Genomic DNA, 23,126 nt, shown 5'->3' on the forward strand with positions numbered 1-23,126 from the left:
GGCGGTATTTTTTTGTGATTTGCAGTTTTTCTGAATTTTATTTTTAATGGCACAAATTACTGTGTCATTTTGCTTAGCGTAGGTGCAGTGATCAGCATTAAAATTGCGATAACACCCGTTACAATACCGATTTGTAAGAATACGCTACTGTAAATTTCTAATGAAGCGTGAGCACTTTGTACGTCTTCTGGTACTGCCATCAGGCTTGCAACTTTACCTGCAATAATTGCAGCGGCTGCCGAAGTTAAGAACCAAGCACCCATAATAAAGCCCATTAAACGCTGTGGTACAAGTTGAGCAACCATTGCAAGACCCAGCCCTGAAATCATTAGCTCACCAATACTTTGGAAACCATAACTTGCAACTAACCACCATGAAGACACAATACCCGCTTCATTTGCCATGCTTGCACCCAGTGGTAGCACTAAGAATGCCGTCGCACTTAAGAACATCCCTACGGTGAACTTATATGGCATAGGCAGTTTATCACCCATAAAGTTATATACCGCCGCTAATATCGGGCTTGCTAACATGATCCAGAATGGATTAAGTGACTGGAATTGCTCAGGTTGAACACTGAAACCTAAAATAGAATGCTCAACGTTATGGATTGCGAAAAAGTTTAAAGATGTTGGCATTTGATCGTAAAGAACGAAAAAGACCACGGCTTCAACCATCAGCAAGAATGCCACAATCATTTTACGACGTGCCGCACCTTTCATCATAAAGGTTTCACGCGCAAAAATCAGGATGATCCCTAATGAGATAACAGCTAAAGACCAACTTGCCACTTCATTATTATGTAACAACCAAGTCGATACCGCCGTTAAAGCTACGATACCCACCAGCGTTAATAACAATTTTGAATAATTAAGCGGTTCAAAATCAGGTCTAGAACCCTTATCTTTGATCCAACCACGGCAAACCATAAAGTTTGCTAAGGTGATCAGCATTCCCACAACGCTTAATGCAAACGCAACATCCCAACCATAATTAGCCGCTAACCATGGCGTTGCTAACATAGATAAGAATGAACCTACGTTGATAGACATATAGTACATCGTAAATGCACCGTCTAATTGCGGGTCGTCTTTCTCATAGCAAGTTGCTAATAATGAAGATGGGTTAGCTTTAAATAAACCGTTACCTACTGCAATTGTTGCAAGTCCCCAATAAATCACGTCTTTATCGTGATCAGAGAATGCCACCATCGCATAACCAATTGCCAGTACGATTGCCCCAAGAATAATAACCCTTTTAGTACCAAGGACTTTATCCCCAAGCCATCCACCGATAGCCACAAAACCATAAACTAATGCGGTAAATGCAGCAAAAACAGTGATAGCTTCTGCTTCACCCATGCCCAGCATTTTAACCAAGTAAACGGCCATGATCCCTTGCAGACCGTAATAGCCGAAACGTTCCCATAATTCGATTGAGAAGATGAGATAAAACGCACGAGGCTGTTTAAATGCATTCAGGCTCGGTTTTTGTCCATCGTCAGGTGTGTTTGCAGTTGACACTAAAAACCTCTAATTATTTTATTACGCCTTTATATTTAGGCTAATTTTTACAAAAATTTCGTTATTCAAGACAGAGTTAAAGCTCGGTGAATTTCATACTGGATTGTTATTCTTTGAAAAGAGTTCAACGCAGAGAAAAACAAGGTTGGCATTCTATCACTGGAAAGCATAATTATCTAAGAATTATAACTAACTATTGCGTTTTATCATAGTTACAGGCATTTGTACAAAATAGTTATGCGATTAAAAAAACATCAAACAAAATAACTCACTGATAATCAATAATTTATTTTCTACTTAATTATCGCCATATAAACAATTAAGCTATGCTACTGCTTATCCCTATTTTGCTAAATTAGCACTTATTGAATAACAGCGATAAAAAAATACCAGTAGCAATTTGTTTTAACTGATTAAAATAACGCCAATAAAACACATTCCTTGACTTAATTTCCATATTTCCTCCATTTTTAACCGTGAAGAAACAGGTAGAATGTCACCATTCCAGATTTTCATTTCAGTATTTCTGATTAGCTAGTTGCCAGTGGGATCACAAAAGTAATGAATAAAAACAAAAATGCTAAAAAAAGAGTTTCTCTTATTATTGCTTTAATCGTCGTAATCGCAGGAGGTTACGCTTATTGGCAATTTAATACAGCAAAAACAGTGTCGCCTGAAAATAAAGAAACTCAAGCAACAAGCTCACAAAGCCGAGGTACAGCAGGATCTCGTCGCCCTCCTTTACCTCCTGTTCAAGTTGCAACATCAACACAAGAAGATGTGCCTCAATTTTTATCTGCTTTAGGTACGGTAAAAGCCACTAACAGTGTAACCGTCACTAGCCGTGTTGAAGGTCAATTAATGGCATTACATTTCACCGAAGGGCAACACGTTCAAAAAGGTGATTTATTAGCTGAAATTGACTCTCGCCCATTTGAAGTTCAATTAGCTCAAGCCAAAGGACAACTTGCAAAAGATCAGGCTACATTAGCTAATGCACGTCTTGATTTAGCGCGTTATCAGAAATTAGCAAAAAACCATTTAGTCTCACAACAAGAGTTAGATAATCAGCAAGCTTTAGTTAAACAGTCTGAAGCCAGTATTCGTATTGATGAAGCCACTATCAGTAATGCACAACTGCAACTCACTTACAGCAAAATCACGGCACCTATTTCTGGGCAAGTAGGTTTAAAACAAGTTGATGTGGGTAATTATATTTCTGGTGGTTCATCTACGCCTATCGTCGTTATCAATCAAATGGATCCGGTTGATGTGCTTTTTACATTGCCAGAACAAGATCTCGCGAATGTTATTCAAGCACGTAAAAATAATGCTGATTTACCCGTCACCGCATTAGATAGAAATAATCAATTTGAATTAGCTAAAGGAAAATTATTTAGTGTTGATAACCAAATTGATGCAACAACGGGCACGATTAAATTAAAAGCACGCTTCCCTCAACAAGAGACGACACTGTTCCCTAATCAGTTTGTAAATGTCCGTCTTTATGTCACCACATTAGAAAAAGCCGTTGTTATTCCTAATGCAGCTTTACAAATGGGCAATGAAGGTCACTTCGTTTGGGTTGTAGACAGTGAAAATAAAGTGAATAAATTAGGTGTTGAAGTTGCCTTACAAAATGCGGAAAAAGTGGTAATAGCCTCTGGTTTATCAGCAGATCAGCGTGTTGTAACCGACGGTGTGGATAGATTAACGCAGGGTGCAAAAGTCGATATCGTGACACCAACGGCACCAAAGACGAAAGAAAATAACCGTGTTGTTGCGGAGAAAGCGTAATGACTGAAAAAACACACGGTACAGGTGGGGGACCTTCTCGCTTATTTATTCTGCGCCCTGTTGCAACAACTTTATTTATGGTTGCTATACTCCTCGCAGGGATTGTCGGCTATCGCATGCTTCCCGTCTCTGCATTACCTGAAGTTGATTATCCCACTATTCAGGTCGTTACTCTCTATCCCGGAGCAAGCCCTGATGTAATGACATCAGCAGTTACTGCGCCATTAGAGCGCCAATTTGGACAGATGTCCGGATTAAAACAGATGTCGTCACAAAGCTCTGGCGGTGCATCGGTGATCACACTGATGTTCCAATTAACATTACCCTTAGATGTTGCAGAGCAAGAAGTACAAGCTGCAATAAATGCGGCTACTAATCTGCTCCCCTCTGATTTACCTTATCCACCGATTTACAGCAAAGTAAATCCGGCTGATCCACCTATTTTAACCTTGGCGGTTACTAGCTCCACATTACCGATGACACAGCTGCAAGATATGGTTGAAACCCGTATCTCGCAAAAAATTTCACAAGTTAATGGTGTAGGTTTGGTGGCATTAGCAGGTGGTCAGCGCCCTGCTGTCAGAGTCAAACTCAATGCTCAAGCCGCAGCATCTTACGGTTTAGATAGCGAAAAAATTCGTGTAGCAATCAATAATGCGAACGTTAACTCCGCGAAAGGGAGCCTTGATGGGCCAACTCGCTCTGTGACGTTATCTGCAAATGATCAGATGAAATCATTAGAAGATTACCGTCAATTAATCGTTACTTATAAAAATGACGCACCTATTCGTTTATCTGATATCGCAACCATCGAACAAGCGCCTGAAAATAATCAATTAGGTGCATGGGCAAATAATGAACAAGCAATTATTATCAATGTTCAACGACAACCCGGTGTTAATGTTATTGATACCACTGATAATATTCGTAATTTATTACCTGATTTAGTCTCTAATTTACCAAAATCCGTTAATGTTGAGATCTTAACCGACAGAACCACCACGATCCGCGCTTCAGTTAAAGATGTGCAGTTTGAACTTGGTTTGGCTATCGCCCTTGTGGTAATGGTCATTTATCTCTTTTTACGCAATGGTGTCGCAACCTTAATTCCAAGTATTGCCGTACCGCTTTCATTAGTGGGTACGTTTGCCGTGATGTATTTTTGTGGATTCTCTGTCAACAACCTCACGTTAATGGCATTAACCATTGCAACAGGCTTTGTTGTCGATGATGCCATTGTCGTGATTGAAAATATTTCCCGTTATCTTGAACGTGGTGATAAACCGTTAACAGCCGCTTTAAAAGGTGCCGGTGAGATTGGTTTTACCATTATTTCACTCACTTTCTCTCTGATTGCTGTGCTGATCCCGCTGTTATTTATGGGTGATATTGTGGGGCGCTTATTTAGAGAGTTTGCAATCACCCTTGCTGTTGCCATTCTTATCTCTGCGGTAGTTTCGCTCACATTAACGCCAATGATGTGCGCTCGATTGCTAAAACCTGAAAATGAAATCAAACACAACCGTTTTGAAATGGCGTGCGAGCGTTTCTTTGAAAGAATGATTGCCGTGTATGCAGTTTGGCTCAAACGTGTTTTAAACCATCAATGGATAACACTTGGCGTAGCCCTTAGCACATTAGTACTAACTGTATTGCTATATATGTTTATCCCTAAAGGCTTCTTCCCATTACAAGATAACGGGCTATTGCAAGGTACTATTGAATCCTCACAATCTATTTCTTATCAAGCAATGGTAGAAAAACAACAGCAAGTCGTTGATAAATTAATTGATGATCCGGCTATTGATAATATTGCTAGTTTTGTGGGTATTGATGGAAGCAACGCAACCTTAAATACGGGTCGTTTGCAAATTACGTTGAAGCCTCTTGATCAAAGGGATTCCCGTATTGATGTGATTATTCCTCGTTTACAAGAGCGTATTGCTTCTATTTCAGGAATGACGCTCTATCTGCAACCAACTCAAGATTTAACGATTGATACGCAAGTTTCTCGTACTCAATATCAATTTACGTTACAAGCAACATCATTAGATGAATTAGCTTATTGGGTGCCTAAGCTCTCTCAAGCACTAAAAGATAGCCCAGAATTAACGGATATCAGCAGTGATTGGCAAGATGGCGGCATGATGGCGTATATCAAAGTGGATAGAGACTCGGCAAGCCGTTTAGGTATTTCAATGAGTGAAATAGATAACGCACTTTATAATGCTTTTGGTCAGCGTTTAATTTCAACTATCTACACTCAAGCCAATCAGTATCGCGTGGTATTAGAACAAGATATTCGTAATGGTGATGGATTACAGGCACTTTCAGCCGTGCATTTAACGGGTAAAGATGGGGCGATGGTACCTTTATTATCTATTGCATCCGTTGAGCAACGCTTAGCGCCTCTTTCTATTAATCATCAAGAGCAATTTCCTTCAGCAACATTCTCATTTAATGTCGCTGAACAATCGTCTCTTGAAGAAGCGGTGAAAGCAGTGAAATTAGCTGAAGAGCAAATTTCTATGCCAAAAGATATTACCACCCAATTCCAAGGGGCGACGTTAGCATTTGAAAGTGCGCTTTCAAGTACTTTGTGGCTAATTATCGCGGCAATTGTCGCAATGTATATTGTATTAGGTGTGCTGTATGAGAGTTTTATTCACCCTATTACCATTTTATCTACACTGCCAACAGCAGGTGTCGGTGCATTATTGGCTTTAATCGCCGCAGGCAACGAGCTTGATATTATTGCGATTATTGGGATCATCTTACTTATCGGGATCGTAAAGAAAAATGCGATTATGATGATAGACTTTGCTCTTGCCGCTGAGCGAGAACAAGGTTTAACGCCTTATGAGGCTATTTATCAAGCATGCTTATTACGTTTCCGTCCCATCTTAATGACCACAATGGCAGCGCTTTTAGGTGCTTTACCTTTAATGTTAAGTACTGGTGTTGGGGCAGAATTACGTCAGCCATTAGGGGTTTGTATGGTTGGTGGCTTAATTATGAGCCAAATTTTAACCCTATTTACAACACCGGTAATTTATCTGTTATTTGATAAATTATCGCTCTATATCAACCGTAATAAACACGTTGAGAATAATAACGGGGCTGTATCATGAAGTTCTTCGCCCTCTTTATTCAACGACCAGTAGCAACCACATTGCTCAGTTTAGCGATTTCACTTTGCGGTGTATTAGGCTTTATGTTACTTCCTGTGGCACCTTTGCCACAGGTGGATTATCCCGTTATTAATATCTCTGCCTCTTTACCTGGGGCATCTCCTGAAACCATGGCATCCTCTGTGGCAACACCGCTTGAGCGCTCTTTAGGGCGTATCGCGGGCATTGATGAAATAACATCAAGCAGTTCGCTGGGGAGTACCAATATCACACTGGTGTTTGATTTAAACAAAGATATCAATACCGCAGCTCGTGATGTACAAGCGGCATTAAACGCTTCACAAAGCTTATTACCATCAGGTATGCCAAGCCGTCCGCGTTATTATAAATCGAATCCTTCTGATGCACCGATTATGATCTTAACGCTCACCTCTGATACCCAAAATACAGGAGAACTTTACGATCTCGCCTCAACTCGCTTGGCACAAAAAATCTCGCAGATTGAGGGTGTCAGTGAAGTTTCTGTCGGTGGAGGATCATTACCCGCGATACGTGTTGCTCTCAATCCTGATGCGTTATTTAACCAAAATGTCAGCCTTGATGATGTCAGAAAAGCGATTAGCCAAGCGAATGTGCGCCGACCTCAAGGCTTCGTAAATAATGACGAGGGGCGCTGGCAAATCCAAACTAACGATGAGCTGAGTAAAGCCGCTGAATATCGCCCAATTATTGTGCATTACAATCAAGATGCTGTTGTGCGTCTAAGTGATGTGGCACAAGTCACAGATTCCGTACAAAACTCACGAGCCGCAGGAATGAGTGGCGGAGAGCCTGCTATCTTACTGGTTATTCGTCGTGAAGCGGGTGCCAATATCATTGAAACCGTCAATCGCATTCGTGAAGAGCTTCCAGAATTACGAGAGCTTATTCCTGCCAGTGTTGATTTAAAAGTTGCACAAGATAGAACCCCTACTATTCGCGCATCCCTAGCGGAAGTTGAACGTGCGTTAGCCATTGCGGTGGCGTTAGTCATTTTAGTCGTGTTCTTATTTTTACGCTCAGGTCGCGCCACGCTGATCCCAGCAATTGCTGTACCCGTTTCATTAATTGGTACTTTTTCAGCCATGTATCTCTGTGGCTTTAGTTTAAACAACCTTTCATTAATGGCATTAACCGTGGCTACGGGCTTTGTGGTTGATGATGCGATTGTGGTGCTTGAAAATATCTCTCGCCATATTGAGAATGGTTTAAAACCTAAAGATGCTGCGTTGAAAGGGGTTGGTGAGGTTGGTTTTACTGTTCTTTCGATGAGTCTTTCTCTTGTTGCTGTTTTTATTCCATTACTGTTAATGGATGGTCTTGTTGGGCGACTATTTAAAGAATTTGCGATCACCTTAACAGCCGCTATCGCCATCTCACTATTTGTTTCTCTAACGCTAACCCCAATGATGTGCGCGCATTTATTAAAAGGGATAAAACCGAAAGCACAGTCACATTTACGGGGGTTTGGTAAGTTACTTTTCCGCGCCCAGCAAGGTTACAGTGTCACATTACAAGCCGCCTTACGCCATAAACGCTGGGTTATGGCGATTTTTCTCGCCACATTGGGCTTAAATATTTATTTATATATCAGCGCACCAAAAACCTTTTTCCCCGATCAAGATACGGGTCGTTTAATGGGATTTGTGCGTGCTGACCAAAGTATTTCATTCCAATCGATGAAAGAAAAAATGACCCGCTTTATGCAAGAAATTAATGCCGATAAAGACGTTGATAGCGTAACGGGTTTTACTGGCGGAGGACGCATTAACAGTGGATTTATGTTTATTTCCCTTAATCCACTGTCAGAACGTACCGATAGCGCCAATAAAGTGATCGACCGTTTACGAGCCAAACTCGCTAATGAGCCGGGAGCGAATCTCTTTTTAATGCCAGTGCAAGATGTTAGAGCGGGTGGACGCCAAGCGAATGCCAGTTATCAATTTACATTATTAGCAGATGATTTAAGCGAGTTGCGTAAATGGGAGCCTATTGTTCGTAAAGCGTTAGGCGAATTACCTCAGCTTGTAGACGTTAACTCTGATAAAGAAGATAAAGGCGCTGAAATGGCACTGACTTACGATCGCGATACGATGTCGCAATTAGGTATTAATGTCAGTGATGCCAATAATCTGCTGAACAATGCTTTTGGTCAACGACAGATCTCCACCATTTATGCGCCGCTAAATCAGTATAAAGTGGTGATGGAAGTCTCTGAACAATATACCCAAGATGTCTCTGCGCTAGATAAAATGTATGTGGTCAATGCTCAAGGTGAACGTATTCCATTATCCGCATTTGCAAGTTGGTATCCTGCTAATGCACCATTAAGTGTGAATCACCAAGGATTATCTGCATCTTCAACAATTGCCTTTAATATTCCCGAAGGCTATACATTAGCTGATGCCATTGATTCTATTGAACGCACAATGACAGAGTTAGGTGTACCTAATACCGTCAGAGGCACCTTTGCAGGAACCGCGCAGATTTTCCAAGAAACCATAAAATCACAGCTTATTCTTATCTTAGCGGCGATTGTAACGGTCTATTTGGTATTAGGTGTACTGTATGAAAGCTATATTCATCCGCTGACCATTTTATCTACCCTGCCGTCTGCGGGCGTAGGTGCGTTGTTAGCATTACAGCTTTTTAATACACCTTTTAGTCTGATTGCACTTATTGGCATTATGTTGCTTATTGGTATTGTGAAGAAAAACGCCATTATTATGGTGGATTTTGCAATTACCGCGCAGCGCGAAGGCAAGTTATCAGCTAAAGATGCCATTATTCAAGCCAGCTTATTGCGTTTTCGTCCTATTATTATGACAACACTCGCGGCTTTATTTGGCGCGTTGCCATTAATGTTAGGTAGCGGAGATGGGGCCGAGTTAAGACAACCTTTAGGGATAACAATTGTAGGTGGTTTATTAATGAGCCAACTACTGACCCTTTATACAACCCCGGTTATTTATCTATTTTTTGATGGATTGCGTGAACGTTGGCAACAACGACGTATCAGCAAAAAAGAGGCAAATGCATGAAATTGAGAAGCAAGCTGTTCTTAGTCATATTCGCCACTTGTATGGCCGTTGTGCTTGCGATGCATATCGGTATTCGAGGTAGCTTTCAGCAGGGATTTATTGGCTATATCAAAAAAAACAGCGAACAGCGTGCAACTCTTTTAGCTGAAGCCTTAACAGATCAATATGCAATAACGGGTGATTGGCGTTTTCTCAATAGAGATGATCGTTCTCTTTATCAAATATTACGTAGTATTGACCAAATAAGCCAAAGTGGTGAAGGACCTGCGCCAAGGGGCTGGCGTACTCAGTTTTGGATCGTTGATAAAGAGATGAAACGTTTATTTGGTCATGATAATCAATTTCCTGAAGAGATATTCAAAAAGCCCATTACTTCTCATGATGAAATTGTCGGTTGGGTGATTGTCAGTGCCGCTGATAAAATTAGCAGTGAAGCAGATATTAGTTTTGATAAACAACAACTGCGTACCAGTTGGATAATTGCAGGTTTAGCAGTTCTTTTTGCTTTACTCATCACACTTATCCTTTCTCGCAATATGATACGCCCTGTTAAACGACTGGTTGAGGCAACACATAAATTAGCGGCTGGTGATTTTTCTGTTCGTGTGACGCCCACCAGTAAAGACGAGATCAGTCAACTCGCTACCGATTTTAATCAACTTGCCAGCACACTAGAAAAAAATGAGCAAATTCGTCGTGATTATATGGCTGATATCTCACATGAATTGCGAACTCCCCTCGCCATTTTAAAAGGGGAACTTGAAGCGTTGCAAGATGGTGTCAGAAAGCCCACAGCAGAAACACTAAACTCCCTTTTATTTGAAGTCACAAATTTGACTAAATTGGTGGGTGATCTCCACCAGCTTTCATTATCAGACAGAGGCTCGTTAACTTATCGTAAAGATTTTATCGATATTAATGAGGTGATTTTGTTGGCGGTGGCTTCTTATCGTCACACCTATCAAACTAAAGATATTACGCTACTCACCGAATTAGATGATTTATCTCCACTGATTGTGCAAGCCGATCCTGATAGGTTGATCCAGCTTTTCCATAATCTGTTAGAGAATAGCGTACGCTATACTTATTCAGGCGGGCAATTACATATCAGAACTAAAAAAGAACAAAATCATGTTGTTATTTCATTAGAAGATAGCGCTCCGGGATTAGATAACGCTCAATATAAAATTGTTTTCCAGCGCTTTTATCGTGCAGAAAACTCACGAAATCGTGCAAGTGGAGGTTCAGGTTTAGGTCTTGCAATTTGCGAAAATATTGTTGAAGCTCATAATGGTAAGATAAGTGCGATGCCTTCCTCTTTAGGTGGCATGAAAATCCTTATAGAATTACCTGCATATTCTGATGATCTTTAAGCCTAATAACCATTGAGCCAATAAATGACAGTATCTGAATCCCTCTATTCAATTCTGATTGTTGAAGATGAACCTAAACTTGCCCAATTGCTTATTGATTACCTTCAAGCATCAGGTTATCAGACTCATTGGTTAGCAGATGGTGCTGAAGTGAGCCATTGTGTAAAACAGCAACACTACGATTTAATACTATTAGATCTGATGTTGCCCGTTAAAGATGGCATTACGATCTGTAAAGAGTTACGTCAGTTTTCAGATATTCCAATCATTATGGTGACGGCTAAAACAGAAGAAGTTGATCGATTACTCGGGCTTGAGATTGGCGCTGATGACTATATTTGCAAACCTTATAGCCCAAGAGAAGTCGTCGCCAGAGTCAAAACGTTATTGCGTCGTTTTTATCGACCACAAGATATTATCCAAAGCGATAAATTAGTTGTCATTGATGAGCAGGCTTATCAAATTCAATACAACAATAAAATTCTCGATTTAACCACTGCTGAATTTCGTTTACTAAAAGCCTTAGCGACTCAACCGGGCAAAATATTAACCCGTGATCAATTAATGGATCATCTTTATGATGACTACCGCATTGTGACGGATAGAACCATTGACAGTCATATTAAAAACTTACGACGTAAACTTGAGCAACTTAACGATCAAATTGAATTTATTCGCTCAATTTATGGTCAAGGCTATCGTTGGGAAACCCAAGCTTACCGTTTTCGATGATATTTTTTCAGGAATACATTGAACCTCGCTACACTTAAGCGCTAGAATCCACCCCTTTATGATATACCCCTACCCAATGTGTGGGGGACTGACTTGAAATCAGAACCAGGAAATTAACCATGTTTACACCCGAATTGCTCTCCCCTGCTGGCTCCTTAAAAAATATGCGCTATGCCTTTGCTTATGGCGCAGATGCCGTTTATGCAGGTCAGCCACGTTATAGCTTACGTGTGCGTAATAATGAGTTTAACCACGAAAACCTTGCTAAAGGTATTCAAGAAGCCCACGAATTAGGTAAACGCTTCTATGTTGTGGTTAATATCGCACCGCATAATGCTAAATTAAAAACCTTTATCCGTGACCTAAAACCCGTCATTGATATGGGACCTGATGCGCTGATTATGTCTGATCCGGGTTTGATCATGATGGTGCGTGAAGCCTTCCCTGAAATGGATATCCACCTTTCAGTCCAAGCCAATGCGGTTAACTGGGCAACCGTAAAATTCTGGCATCAAATGGGATTAACTCGCGTGATCCTTTCTCGTGAACTCTCTATTGATGAAATTGCTGAAATTCGTAAGCAAGTACCAGATATGGAATTAGAAGTGTTTGTTCACGGTGCTTTATGTATGGCTTACTCCGGCCGTTGCCTATTATCTGGCTATATCAATAAGCGTGACCCGAACCAAGGTACATGTACTAACGCTTGCCGTTGGGAATATAAAGTCGAAGAAGGCAAAGAAGACGATGTCGGTAATATCGTTGAAAAATACACGCCAATTCCAGTTAAAAACGTAGAGCCTACTTTAGGTGTTGGCGCGCCAACAGACAAAGTCTACTTAATCGAAGAAGCTAAACGCCCTGGCGAATATATGACTGCGTTCGAAGATGAACACGGTACTTATATCATGAACTCTAAAGACTTACGTGCGATTGAGCACGTTGAGCAATTAACACAAATGGGTGTGCATTCGCTGAAAATTGAAGGTCGTACTAAATCCTTCTATTACTGCGCCCGTACTGCACAAATGTATCGTCGTGCAATTGATGATGCAGTTGCTGGTAAACCTTTTGATCCAACATTACTAACAACATTAGAAGGCTTAGCACACCGCGGTTATACCGAAGGTTTCTTACGTCGTCATACCCATGATGCGTACCAAACTTATGAATATGGTTATTCTGTCTCTGACACGCAACAATTTGTCGGTGAATTCACAGGTAAACGCGTAAACGGTTTAGCTGAAGTTGATGTTAAAAATAAATTCGTTTTAGGCGATAGCTTAGAATTAATGACACCAACAGGAAATATTCAATTTACGTTAGAAACACTGTTTAACAAAAAACAGCAGCCAACAGATGTTGCACCAGGTAATGGTCACATGGTTTATTTATCTGTTCCTGAAGATGTTGATTTAGATTTTGCACTGCTGATCCGCAACCTACAAGGTACAACAACACGCCAACCGCATAAAATTGATGCGGTAGAAGTGAAGTAAAGCGTCATAATCTGATTTAATGTGGTCAATTTCAAATACAGATCACATCAATAATAATTTGTTTACCGTATCATCAGTTCCGAAAAATAAAGAACTAGAATGAATACAGTAAGACTAGGAACCACCTCCTTGGCAAATCCAATCTCCCTTGGATTTGCCTTTTCTTTTTGTCCCTTTCTTATCAACGCCCTTTTGTCTAAAACACACGCCCTTTTTCGTTATCATTTGTAAAAAAAATAGTAATTTTCTCGATATCCGTTACCTTTAAAAGAGTGATTCAATTAAAGGAACTCATCAATGAGTAAAATTAGTTTGCTAATCATTAATGGAAAAAACGCGAATAATAACGCATTGAGAAAAGCCGTTTACCAATTACGTGATGAAGGTTTTGATCTCCAAGTCAGGGTTACTTGGGAGTCCTGTGATGTACGGCGTTTTGTACAAGAGGCTATTGATATAAATGTTGAAACGGTGATTGCTGCGGGAGGTGATGGCACAATTAATCGTGTTGCTTCTGAACTTATTCATTTATCACCTTCATCGCCGCCAACCCTTGGTATTATTCCATTAGGTACAGCAAATGATTTTGCCACCAGCGCACAAATCCCTCGTGATATGGAAAATGCACTTAATTTAGCCGTTAAAGGTCGTGCAAGACCTATTGATATTATTGCCGTTAATAAGACTCACTATTTTATCAATATGGCAACAGGCGGCTTTGGAACAAAGATCACAACAGAAACCCCTGAAGCCTTAAAATCAGCATTAGGTGGAGCTGCCTATTTTATTAATGGTCTTTTAAGTATTGACGCTTTAAAAGCGGATCATTGCACAATTGAAGCAGAAAATTTCCACTGGGAAGGTGAGTCTCTTATTTTAGCTATCGGCAATGGACGTCAAGCGGGTGGAGGACAAAAACTGTGTTCCGAAGCTTTAATTAATGACAATAAACTCAATCTTACCATCGTTGAAGCTCACGAACTTCTCCCCTCAATTTTAAGCAGCATGTTTGATAGCAAGAAAAATGACAAGATAATCGAGCGAGAAAGTCGCTGGGTAAACATTAGTGCTTCTCATGAAATGGTATTTAATTTAGATGGAGAACCCCTTTTAGGGAATAAATTTGAATTTATTGTGTTACCTGAAGCGATCCACTGCCGGTTACCGCCTCAATGTGACTTGTTATCTTAGTGTAGATAAATGACAATCACTCTCATCTCATCATGAACTGGAGTATGTAATGACTGATATAGTAAGTTTGTTAGGTACTGATGCAAAATCATTATTAGAACATCGTTGCCAAACCATCCCAAGCGAAAATCTCTACCTGCCAGGTTCTGACTTTGTTGATCGTGTTATGATTGATAACAATCGCCCTAATAGCGTGTTACGTTCAATGCAAACCCTGTTTAATCACGGGCGTTTAGCGGGAACAGGTTATCTGTCTATTTTACCTGTTGACCAAGGTGTGGAGCACTCTGCCGCAGCCTCTTTTGCAGCAAATCCACTCTATTTTGATCCAAAAAATATTGTTGAATTAGCTATTGAAGCAGGTTGTAACTGTGTTGCTTCTACTTATGGTGTTCTTGCCTCTGTTTCTCGTCGCTATGCACATAAAATCCCTTTTCTTGTGAAATTAAATCACAATGAAACCCTAAGCTACCCAGCGCAATATGACCAAACACTGTATGCCAGTGTAGAACAAGCCTTTGAAATGGGTGCTGTTGCCGTGGGTGCGACTATTTACTTTGGTTCACAAGAAAGCCGTCGCCAAATTGAAGAGATTTCAATGGCTTTTGAGCGCGCTCATGAATTAGGTATGGTCACTGTATTATGGGCTTATTTGCGCAACCCAGCCTTTAAGAAAGATGGTGTAGATTACCATGCAAGTGCAGACTTAACCGGTCAAGCAAACCATTTAGCCGCGACAATTGGCGCGGATATCGTTAAACAAAAAATGGCTGAAAACAACGGTGGCTTTAAAGCAATTGGTTTTGGTCATACTGATGAGCGCGTTTACACAAAACTCACCACTGAAAACCCAATTGATTTAGTCCGTTACCAATTAGCCAACTGCTATATGGGTCGTGCAGGATTAATAAACTCTGGTGGCGCTTCAGGTAATAATGACCTTGAAGATGCTGTACGCACTGCGGTTATCAATAAACGCGCAGGTGGTATGGGTTTAATTTTAGGGCGTAAAGCGTTCAAGAAATCAATGAAAGACGGTGTTGCGCTAATTAATGCAGTACAAGATGTTTATCTGAATAAATCTGTCACTATTGCTTAACCGATAGATTTAAATGTGAAAGCCACTCAAATGAGTGGCTTTTATGGTTTAGCGACTAAATGTTTTTGGTTTTTGCACTTGCGTTATTGCATGTTGAGGAGCCATATCTTCACGCTCTATCACTTTCATTGCATTTTGCCCTGCTGGCAATGCTCGCTCAATCAATAACTCTGCATGAGACTTCGCTAAAATCGATTGTAATTGCTGATGCTGATTGCACCAAATGGCATCAACATCTTTATCTCGCGTTGTATCACGTTGATGTGTTAACGCCACCGTTCTAGCTTGAAAACGCGCCTGTTTTCCGCCTAACTCTAAACCATAATCAGGAATTGTGGCATGAGACACAACAACTTGCCCTTTATCAAGCCATGCATTTACGGCATTTTCATGCACCACATAACCTAATTCACTTAAACCAGCCAATACCGCCTCACATTGTTTTTTCATTGAAAGTTGCTGTTCATGCATTTCAATGGACTGTTTTAACTTTGTGATCATTACATCAAGTTGTTCATTGGTTGCTAATGAAGCAACCGCTTCTGTATCTCGACTAAGAGTCAGCATCTCTTTATCATCAAAGCTTTCAAGCTCTGCACATAAACGTGTTAATTCTTCCATTAATTCAATATGCTTCACGCTATTACGTAAGCTTTCAGCGATATTCATGATCATGGAATCTGCGAGTAAACGCAGTTTTTTGCGATTATCCTGTTCTTTACTGCTACCCTGCTCTTTGCTATTAACAAGCTTTTGCATTTCAATAAGCTGGTTTGCATTATCATTGGCTTCTGCTTCATTCCCCACCAGCCGTAATTTTTCAATCATCAATTCAATTTGATGACATTGTTGTGCAAAGGGGCTTTGAGGCTCGCCACTTTGCCATAATTGTTGGTTATATACAGATTGCGCTTTTAATTGCGTCAATAGTTCAGTTTGAGCAGGGCTGAGTTGCGCTTTTTGCGCTTCAATTTCACCCGTGACACGAAATAGCAATAAGCTAATGTCCTCAGCACTGATATTTTCGCTCTGTTCAATTTCAGTGATTAAAATACTGTCAGATGCTAATTGTGATTTTAATTGTTTTAATAGTGCCAATGATTTTTGTTTGCTTTGTTGGATATGACGTGCAAGCGCTTTTTCTTCAAGTACTTGTTCTCGTAAGTTTTTCATATCTTGTCGTAAAGGTGCAATAAACTGGCTTAATTTATCCGTTAATCCACTCACTGATTGAGCACTTAATGCATCCAATTGCTGATTATCTTTCACTAATGCATTAAAGGTAGATTCAATTTGGCTCACTCTTTCATCTTGATATGTGAGCTGTTCAACCAATGCCCGCCATTGCTTGAATTGTTTTTTGCTATTCGCTAATTGTCGATGATAACGGATAACATTGGTTTCTTTTACAGAGATATAATGTACTGATGAACTCATCATTCACTCACTTTTTCATTCAGTAAAGAGGCATGTTGTAAGGCTTCAAGAAGTTGTTGTTGCGCTTCTTGGCGATGATAAAACCATTGTGTCAACGAAACACGATAATGATAAGGCACCACTTTACGCAAAATATCTTTTCGCCATAGCTCACGCGCGCAAGCCTGAGATAACCACTCATGTTGTGGCATATCGCACTCAATTCCCATCAGTAATTTACCTTGGCGCTCATCTTCAATTAAACAGTCAAAAGAGAAAATTCCCGCTTGTTGTGAGGGGGCAATATGATATCCCTGAGATTGAATAAAACGAGTGACATCGATAACAAATTGATCGTTTATCTGCTCTTGAGTTACCACACTAGCTTGAGTACGACATAAGCGGGCTAATAAACGTTTATTTTCCTCTTGTTTATTAATCTGATGGCAATAACTCGCGTAAGTTAAATAGCCTTGTAAGTAATCACGCGGAATTTCAGGGTGTTTATTGGTGCTTAATAAATCAGAGATTTCATCAATCGGCATTGATGACATAATCACCACTTGTTTTTTCGCTCTGGTGATAGCGACATTTAAACGACGCTCTCCTCCCGTTTGCCCTAATACACCAAAATTACGCCTAAAGGTGCCTTGTGCATTACGACCAAACGTTGTCGAAAACAAAATAACATCTCGCTCGTCACCCTGTACATTTTCAACGTTTTTCACAAAAAACGACATATCTTCATCGTTATCCAAGCGCGCGCTTTCTTCAGTGTAAGCCTTTAAAAAATCCACATCATAGTCATTGCGATCACGAATATGCTGATTAATTAATTGAGCTTGTTTTTGGTTAAACGTCACCACGCCGACAGACGGACGTTTATCAAAAGGCATCTGCCATAAGGTTGCTAAATGCTCAACGATCGCCAAAGCCTCTTTTTCATTGGTTTGATTGACATAAGTACCATTGATAGCCATGAAATGCAGCGGTTTTACTGTATCAATGGTTTTTGCTGAGTGTTGAGCAGGAATATTTAGCCGATTCTCGTAAAAGGCATAATTTGAGAAATTAATTAGCTCTCGAAATGCTGAGCGATAATGAATATCTAACGTATGAATAGGCAATACTGTTCGAGCGAGGTGAAGTAAATCAGGGCAATGGCAAATTTGACTGGAGTCCCATTGTTCACTGCTTTTCTCTTGTTGTTCATCTTCCTCGTTATCGTTATCTTCATCGTCTTCATTTTCATTAAATTTACCGCTGAAAAAAGAGGAAGGCGGCATCTGTTTCTCATCACCACTTACAATAGCTTGTTTACCGCGATATAACGTTGGTAATGCAAATTCAATCGGCATTTGTGAGGCTTCATCATAAATAACACTGTCAAAAAGCCCTGCTTGTAAAGGTAATATTTGGCTTGCCACATCCGGTGTCATCAGCCAAATAGGACGTAATCTTAACAATCCCAGTTGCGTTGCTTGATCAATAAATTCACGTAATCGTAATGCTCTAGGCCCAGTTAAACGTGTTATTTTTTCCCAATGACGCGCATTTTCAATTCTCGATAATTCGATATTTTCCGTTAATAACGCACGATTAGTTTGCTGTAATTGCTGATAGCTCTCTGTCAGTTGCTCAATATATTTCTGCAATTGTTCAGACTGAGTCTTTAATACCGGATTTTTTATTTCAATGTCCGTTCTGACAACGCTATAAAACAGATAGCTCAATGTCGCTTTTAAAAGATCGATAGGATCAGAGGACGAGTTTTCATCAACCAACTGGCGTGATAATGCTAAAACTTGCCAATCATTGGGTGAAAAATGTGTCGTTCTTTGTCGGAATAACTGAAATTGACTTAAAGCAGGCAAGCTGAGTGCTAATTGCTGTAATTGGGTTGTCAGCAATTCACCTTTATTGATCGCACCATAAAATTGTTGATAGCAGAGATCGGTAAGTGTTTCTTGTAAACCCACTAGTTTATCAAGGCTAGTTTGCTGTGTTTTAGCACGAATAATGGCATTCTCAATTTCTAAACATTGCTGTTCAAAGCCCTGTTTTTTCGCTGATTGAATCGACTCAATAAAATGTTCAGGTTGAGGATATAACGCTAATAGCGCGATATCATCACCACAGGCTTTAAGCTGAGTCATCACCGTACTGATTGTGTTCTGCCACTGCGTATTTTGTTGTTCAAGGTGCTGTTCTAGCCCTAGTTGTTGATAAATAGGTTGCAACTCTTGATACAACAAACGCCATTGTTGTTCTGTGGTGATCGTTTTGTGTAGCGTTATATAATGTTCAACCTTATCTTCTTTACCACTTTGCGCAATAAAGTTTTTTAACTTACTGTTTCGACTATAATAATAAGGATTTAAGAAACGTAAAAACGAAGGCTTTAATTTATCAGCTACGGCTCTTGATAACGTTGCTAATGTGGCATTATCTAACGGAGCAAGTAAGCGGAAAATCAAAGGATCACTACTTTCACTATCAATTTGCTGTAAACGTGTTGCTAATTGCTCTAATTGAGCAATCAACTGCTCTCCTTTATTTTGCTTACCTTGTTCATTTAAAAACAGCGTTAGCCAACGCGATAAATTATTCCATTGTTGATCATTACAATTTTTTAATTGCTGTTTGCACTGCATGAGTGCTGTTTCGTGAGTGGTTAATTTATCGATTGTGATTTGTTGATAAGGTAAGCTATATGCCGTATCGCGCTGTTTTTCTGCTTCAATAAATCGCGTAATATTTTCATTAAATTGGCGATATAACGTGCTGTCAGGCAAAAATAAAGCAACGTTATTTAATGGCGTGTTTTCATAATTAATCGCATACCAATCTAAACCATATAACGTTAAATTATCGATAAGCTGAATAAACGTTGCTTTATTATATTGAGAAAGCAAGGCATTTAATTCATCCGAACTTGTAGCCCACTTTTGTTGTGACTCTAATTCGAGTAATCCAGATAACACTTCTCGATATGAATAATCATATTGTTTATCCGTTAGATATAACGCTTTATAGTAACTATCTAACGTTGTTTCATAAAATTGAATTAAGTTAAGTGTTCTATCACGATTAAACGGTGTGTCTTGCTTAACATCTGCGATCAGTTGTCGTTTATACTCTAATGCCAGTTGCTCTCTGATCGCTGAAATAATCTCTCGCCCTTTAGGGTTTTGATGAATAATCAATACTCTATCTTGTAAGCCATTAGCCACTAATCGTTTATAAACCACATCTAAAGCGGCAGGCTTTTGACACAGCACAAGCGCTGTTTTTTGTCGCCCTATTGCATCAGCAATTAAGTTAACAATAGTTTGGCTTTTTCCTGTTCCCGGAGGTCCTTCTATCAATAATCCTGTTTGCTTTCTTGCCGCTTGAATAATGGTATTTTGAGAAGGATCTGCCAACGACAACAAATAGTTATCTGTTAGTGTCTCTTGTGTTTCTAAAGCTTGTGCTGTCGTATTCACTTTCAGCATAGTGGCAAGAGCAGTGCCGTTAATAGGTAAATGGGCAATTTGTTGTAGATCAGCACTTATCATTTGCCCAATAAAAGAGGTGTGAAATAACACCGCAGAACAATGAATATAAGCACTGTTTTCTGGTATTTCTTCAGTTAATGAAGGTAAGGGGCTTAATGTATGATCTGACGTGGTTAATAAAGACGAGAGCGTGAGCATCATTTCACTGACACTCAAGCCCGTTTGTGACATTAAGCTATCGAGTACTTTTTGCCATTCATTAACCGTAGGAATACCGATAAAGTTTGCAAGGGCTGGATTTAAACGTACCGATGCACGCTCTGTATCAAACGCAATTTGCACCGCACCTTGAGCGCCACCCAAAATATTCATTGAAACAGGCCACAAGAAAAGCGGGGCAATACGTGGCTTTATTTTATTGGGTTGCGTATTTAGCACTAAAAAAGGAAAGCCTAAATACATGCCATTAATACCCGTATCTCGTTGGTAAGACTGAGTATTAAGTTGTAAGATCCACAAGCGGTTATTTAATTTTTCACGTTGACGTAAGACTTCGCCTTCTAATGAAAACAATCTTTTCTTACGGTTAATTAAATGCTCAAGTAAGTTTGTCGCTTTTTCATTATCAAAACTGCATTCGGTTAAATCAACGCGCCCTGCATTGGGTGTTAAACGCATTCTGACTAAATTACCGCGTTGACTTGTAGAAACTAATTTTTTAGCAAAAAAATGTAACACTTCTAAAATATATTTTTGCGATTCAGGTACTTGCCATTTCTCAACGGGAATACAAAGCATCACAATAATATGTTCAAGAGGCAATCTGCGCGTTAAGAGAAAATCATCAGCCCACCTATCAATAATATCGTGATTAACGCGCTTAAAATCCCCTATTCTTTCGCTAAGCTGTTCAATAAGTTGATATCGCGGTGTGGCTAATAATACTTTAGCTTGTTGTTTATCAAACGTCTTAATAGCCAGATCTCTGGCTAATTTAGCCGCATTATTCACCAGTGAATCTAACGTGATATATTGCCCAATCTCTGCACTTAATAACAAAATATAGTCATTTTCATGCATATTCTTACGATCGATTAAAGCACGTAGATTTTCATTATAAGTATCTGGAAATTCTGCACGAATAATTTCCCAACGCGCCACTAATTGACTTAAAGAAGTGATTAACAAATAAAGCTGTAAGCTTTCTTCATTTAATGGAATACGTTGTTGCTGTGCTCTTTCACGAACAGTGCATTGACGATAATAAAGCTGAACAAGCCAATGCGTTTCATCAATAGATTGCAGTTCAGTGGCAAGAGGCTGACAAATTAATTGATAACCTAATAAGGGGTGCTCTAAAAGCCATGCAGGAGTGATGATCTCGCCACGATAAATCAATGGCATATTAGGATTTAAAATTCGTAGCGCGAGTGTAAAACGTAAATCTGGCTCAATATCTTGTTTTTCAACTAATGACTGCAATTGGGCAACTTGTTTGCCACTATTATCAAATTGGCTTAACCAAGTCGTGATTTCACCATGAATAAGTAATTCCGTTGCTTGATCCCAGTATTGCTCTTGGGCAGCTACCATTGCAAATGCATCAGGTTGATTAAAAGGCTGATCTGCAAATTGAAATTGATAATATTGCTGATTTTCATTGTTGCGATTAATTTCTGGCGCTTGTACCGCTAAGCCTTGTAGCCACGCATTGACTTCATTCCATTGCCAGCGTTGAAAGCGATCACGACAGAGTAGACCACGTAAAAGTAATTGAATATTAGGATCTAAATCATCTGGTAGCTCAACACCATTGGTCATTACTTGAATTAAAAACGCATTATCATGGATATGTTTAAAACAGGCTCCTTGCGTTAATTGCTCAAGTAAAATTATCCCTAAACTCCACCAATCTGATGCTGCCGAAACGCCACCCGCTAATATTTCTGGCGCACTATAACGTGAAATTTCAAGCGGAGAGACAATATCGAGATCAAATTCAGATAAACATGCCGAACCATATTCAATCACCACAATATCAAGGGGTTCGCGAGTGCGGATCATCAAATTGGAGGGCTTTAACGCACGATGGCGCACACCATGTTCTGTTAATGCCGCAATAGCCGTACCTAATTCTGAGACTAATGCATTAATTTCATTCGGTTGCCAAAAATCACCACGTTCAATAAATTGGCTTAGTGAACCACCATCTAATCGCTCGGTAACATGCCAAGCTCGGTTTTCCCATCTACCCGTTTCATAAAACACGGGTATATGGTCAGTAGAGATCAGATTTAAGACTTGATAAATAGCAGGATCAGGCTCTTCACCTTTAAGATAGAGTGTTAATACGCCCTCTTGTTCTGTTTTGATATTGCTTACGTTGTAGCGTTCTCTTTCGCTATTAATAGAATTGATACGTTGTTCAAGACGCCAATCACCAATCAATCTAAACGTTTCATTATCAGTAATGTCGTTATTTTCAATCTCATCCGCTGGATCAGCACCACATTCAAAACAGATAAAATCGTCTTCTCCCATCAAATGTCCGTTGACACACTTGCGAGGCTGAAAATGATTAAGATCGGGGATTACCGTAGATGCCTCAATGGAAGGAGATGAAGATATAGGAGGAGATGGACGCCAACCTGATTCATGAATAGGTTCAATCGTTAGATCCCATCCACACGGTTTATCATTAATCTGTCCTGCACAGAAAATCTCAGTTAATTGGCGCTCCGTTTGGCAGTGAGGACAAAAACGTATCATGGTCATCCTTTATTCC

11 protein-coding genes are annotated in these 23,126 nt (G+C 39.8%); 8 read left to right on the plus strand and 3 right to left on the minus strand.

All coding sequences use genetic code 11. From position 1 onward, the window contains the following. Positions 1–56 precede the first annotated feature (56 nt). On the minus strand, positions 57–1,523 hold the full coding sequence (gene dtpA / locus BTA34_RS09485) for a dipeptide/tripeptide permease DtpA (RefSeq protein ID WP_151435427.1): 1,467 nt from the start codon (positions 1,521–1,523) through the stop codon (positions 57–59). A gap of 561 nt (positions 1,524–2,084) precedes the next feature. Between dtpA and BTA34_RS09490 the strand changes: the two genes are divergently transcribed. The 8 genes from BTA34_RS09490 (at position 2,085) to fbaB (ending at position 15,425) form a co-directional block, all read left to right on the plus strand. Further along, positions 2,085–3,320 carry an MdtA/MuxA family multidrug efflux RND transporter periplasmic adaptor subunit gene (locus tag BTA34_RS09490; protein WP_151435428.1) on the plus strand — a complete coding sequence of 412 codons (1,236 nt, stop codon included), beginning with the start codon at positions 2,085–2,087 and terminating at the stop codon, positions 3,318–3,320. Then, on the plus strand, positions 3,320–6,451 hold the full coding sequence (locus BTA34_RS09495) for an MdtB/MuxB family multidrug efflux RND transporter permease subunit (RefSeq protein WP_151435429.1): 3,132 nt from the start codon (positions 3,320–3,322) through the stop codon (positions 6,449–6,451). The genes BTA34_RS09490 and BTA34_RS09495 overlap by 1 nt, the downstream gene beginning before the upstream one ends. Continuing rightward, positions 6,448–9,531 carry a multidrug efflux RND transporter permease subunit MdtC gene (gene mdtC / locus BTA34_RS09500; protein WP_151435430.1) on the plus strand — a complete coding sequence of 1,028 codons (3,084 nt, stop codon included), beginning with the start codon at positions 6,448–6,450 and terminating at the stop codon, positions 9,529–9,531. The genes BTA34_RS09495 and mdtC overlap by 4 nt, the downstream gene beginning before the upstream one ends. Continuing rightward, a complete protein-coding gene (gene baeS, locus BTA34_RS09505; RefSeq protein ID WP_151435431.1) occupies positions 9,528–10,904 on the plus strand; it encodes a two-component system sensor histidine kinase BaeS in 1,377 nt (458 codons plus the stop codon). The genes mdtC and baeS overlap by 4 nt, the downstream gene beginning before the upstream one ends. Positions 10,905–10,928: 24 nt before the next feature. After that, a complete protein-coding gene (baeR, locus tag BTA34_RS09510) occupies positions 10,929–11,636 on the plus strand; it encodes a two-component system response regulator BaeR (RefSeq protein ID WP_151435432.1) in 708 nt (235 codons plus the stop codon). 119 nt (positions 11,637–11,755) lie between these two features. After that, complete coding sequence (gene yegQ / locus BTA34_RS09515) at positions 11,756–13,135, plus strand: tRNA 5-hydroxyuridine modification protein YegQ (protein ID WP_151435433.1); 1,380 nt, start codon at positions 11,756–11,758, stop codon at positions 13,133–13,135. Between the two features lie 297 nt (positions 13,136–13,432). Further along, a complete protein-coding gene (yegS, locus tag BTA34_RS09520; RefSeq protein ID WP_151435434.1) occupies positions 13,433–14,326 on the plus strand; it encodes a lipid kinase YegS in 894 nt (297 codons plus the stop codon). A 49-nt stretch (positions 14,327–14,375) separates the two neighbouring features. Beyond that, positions 14,376–15,425 carry a class I fructose-bisphosphate aldolase gene (fbaB, locus tag BTA34_RS09525; RefSeq protein ID WP_151435435.1) on the plus strand — a complete coding sequence of 350 codons (1,050 nt, stop codon included), beginning with the start codon at positions 14,376–14,378 and terminating at the stop codon, positions 15,423–15,425. A 48-nt stretch (positions 15,426–15,473) separates the two neighbouring features. Here fbaB and BTA34_RS09530 read toward each other — a convergent pair whose 3' ends face one another. Continuing rightward, complete coding sequence (locus BTA34_RS09530) at positions 15,474–16,865, minus strand: hypothetical protein (RefSeq protein WP_151435436.1); 1,392 nt, start codon at positions 16,863–16,865, stop codon at positions 15,474–15,476. Beyond that, positions 16,862–23,116, minus strand: a complete 6,255-nt coding sequence (locus BTA34_RS09535) for a protein kinase domain-containing protein (RefSeq protein ID WP_151435437.1) — start codon at positions 23,114–23,116, stop codon at positions 16,862–16,864. The genes BTA34_RS09530 and BTA34_RS09535 overlap by 4 nt, the downstream gene beginning before the upstream one ends. Positions 23,117–23,126: the final 10 nt, after the last annotated feature.

The organism is Proteus sp. CD3 (assembly GCF_008808075.1).
In the GTDB taxonomy this organism is placed as follows: domain Bacteria; phylum Pseudomonadota; class Gammaproteobacteria; order Enterobacterales; family Enterobacteriaceae; genus Proteus; species Proteus appendicitidis.

Excerpts from the sequence above, each read along its gene's own strand:
- BTA34_RS09490 (WP_151435428.1), top strand. The coding sequence starts at position 2,085 with ATGAATAAAAACAAAAATGCTAAAAAAAGAGTTTCTCTTATTATTGCT.
- BTA34_RS09495 (WP_151435429.1), top strand. The coding sequence starts at position 3,320 with ATGACTGAAAAAACACACGGTACAGGTGGGGGACCTTCTCGCTTATTT.
- mdtC (WP_151435430.1), top strand. The coding sequence starts at position 6,448 with ATGAAGTTCTTCGCCCTCTTTATTCAACGACCAGTAGCAACCACATTG.
- baeS (WP_151435431.1), top strand. The coding sequence starts at position 9,528 with ATGAAATTGAGAAGCAAGCTGTTCTTAGTCATATTCGCCACTTGTATG.
- baeR (WP_151435432.1), top strand. The coding sequence starts at position 10,929 with ATGACAGTATCTGAATCCCTCTATTCAATTCTGATTGTTGAAGATGAA.
- yegQ (WP_151435433.1), top strand. The coding sequence starts at position 11,756 with ATGTTTACACCCGAATTGCTCTCCCCTGCTGGCTCCTTAAAAAATATG.
- yegS (WP_151435434.1), top strand. The coding sequence starts at position 13,433 with ATGAGTAAAATTAGTTTGCTAATCATTAATGGAAAAAACGCGAATAAT.
- fbaB (WP_151435435.1), top strand. The coding sequence starts at position 14,376 with ATGACTGATATAGTAAGTTTGTTAGGTACTGATGCAAAATCATTATTA.
- BTA34_RS09530 (WP_151435436.1), bottom strand. The coding sequence starts at position 16,865 with ATGATGAGTTCATCAGTACATTATATCTCTGTAAAAGAAACCAATGTT.
- BTA34_RS09535 (WP_151435437.1), bottom strand. The coding sequence starts at position 23,116 with ATGACCATGATACGTTTTTGTCCTCACTGCCAAACGGAGCGCCAATTA.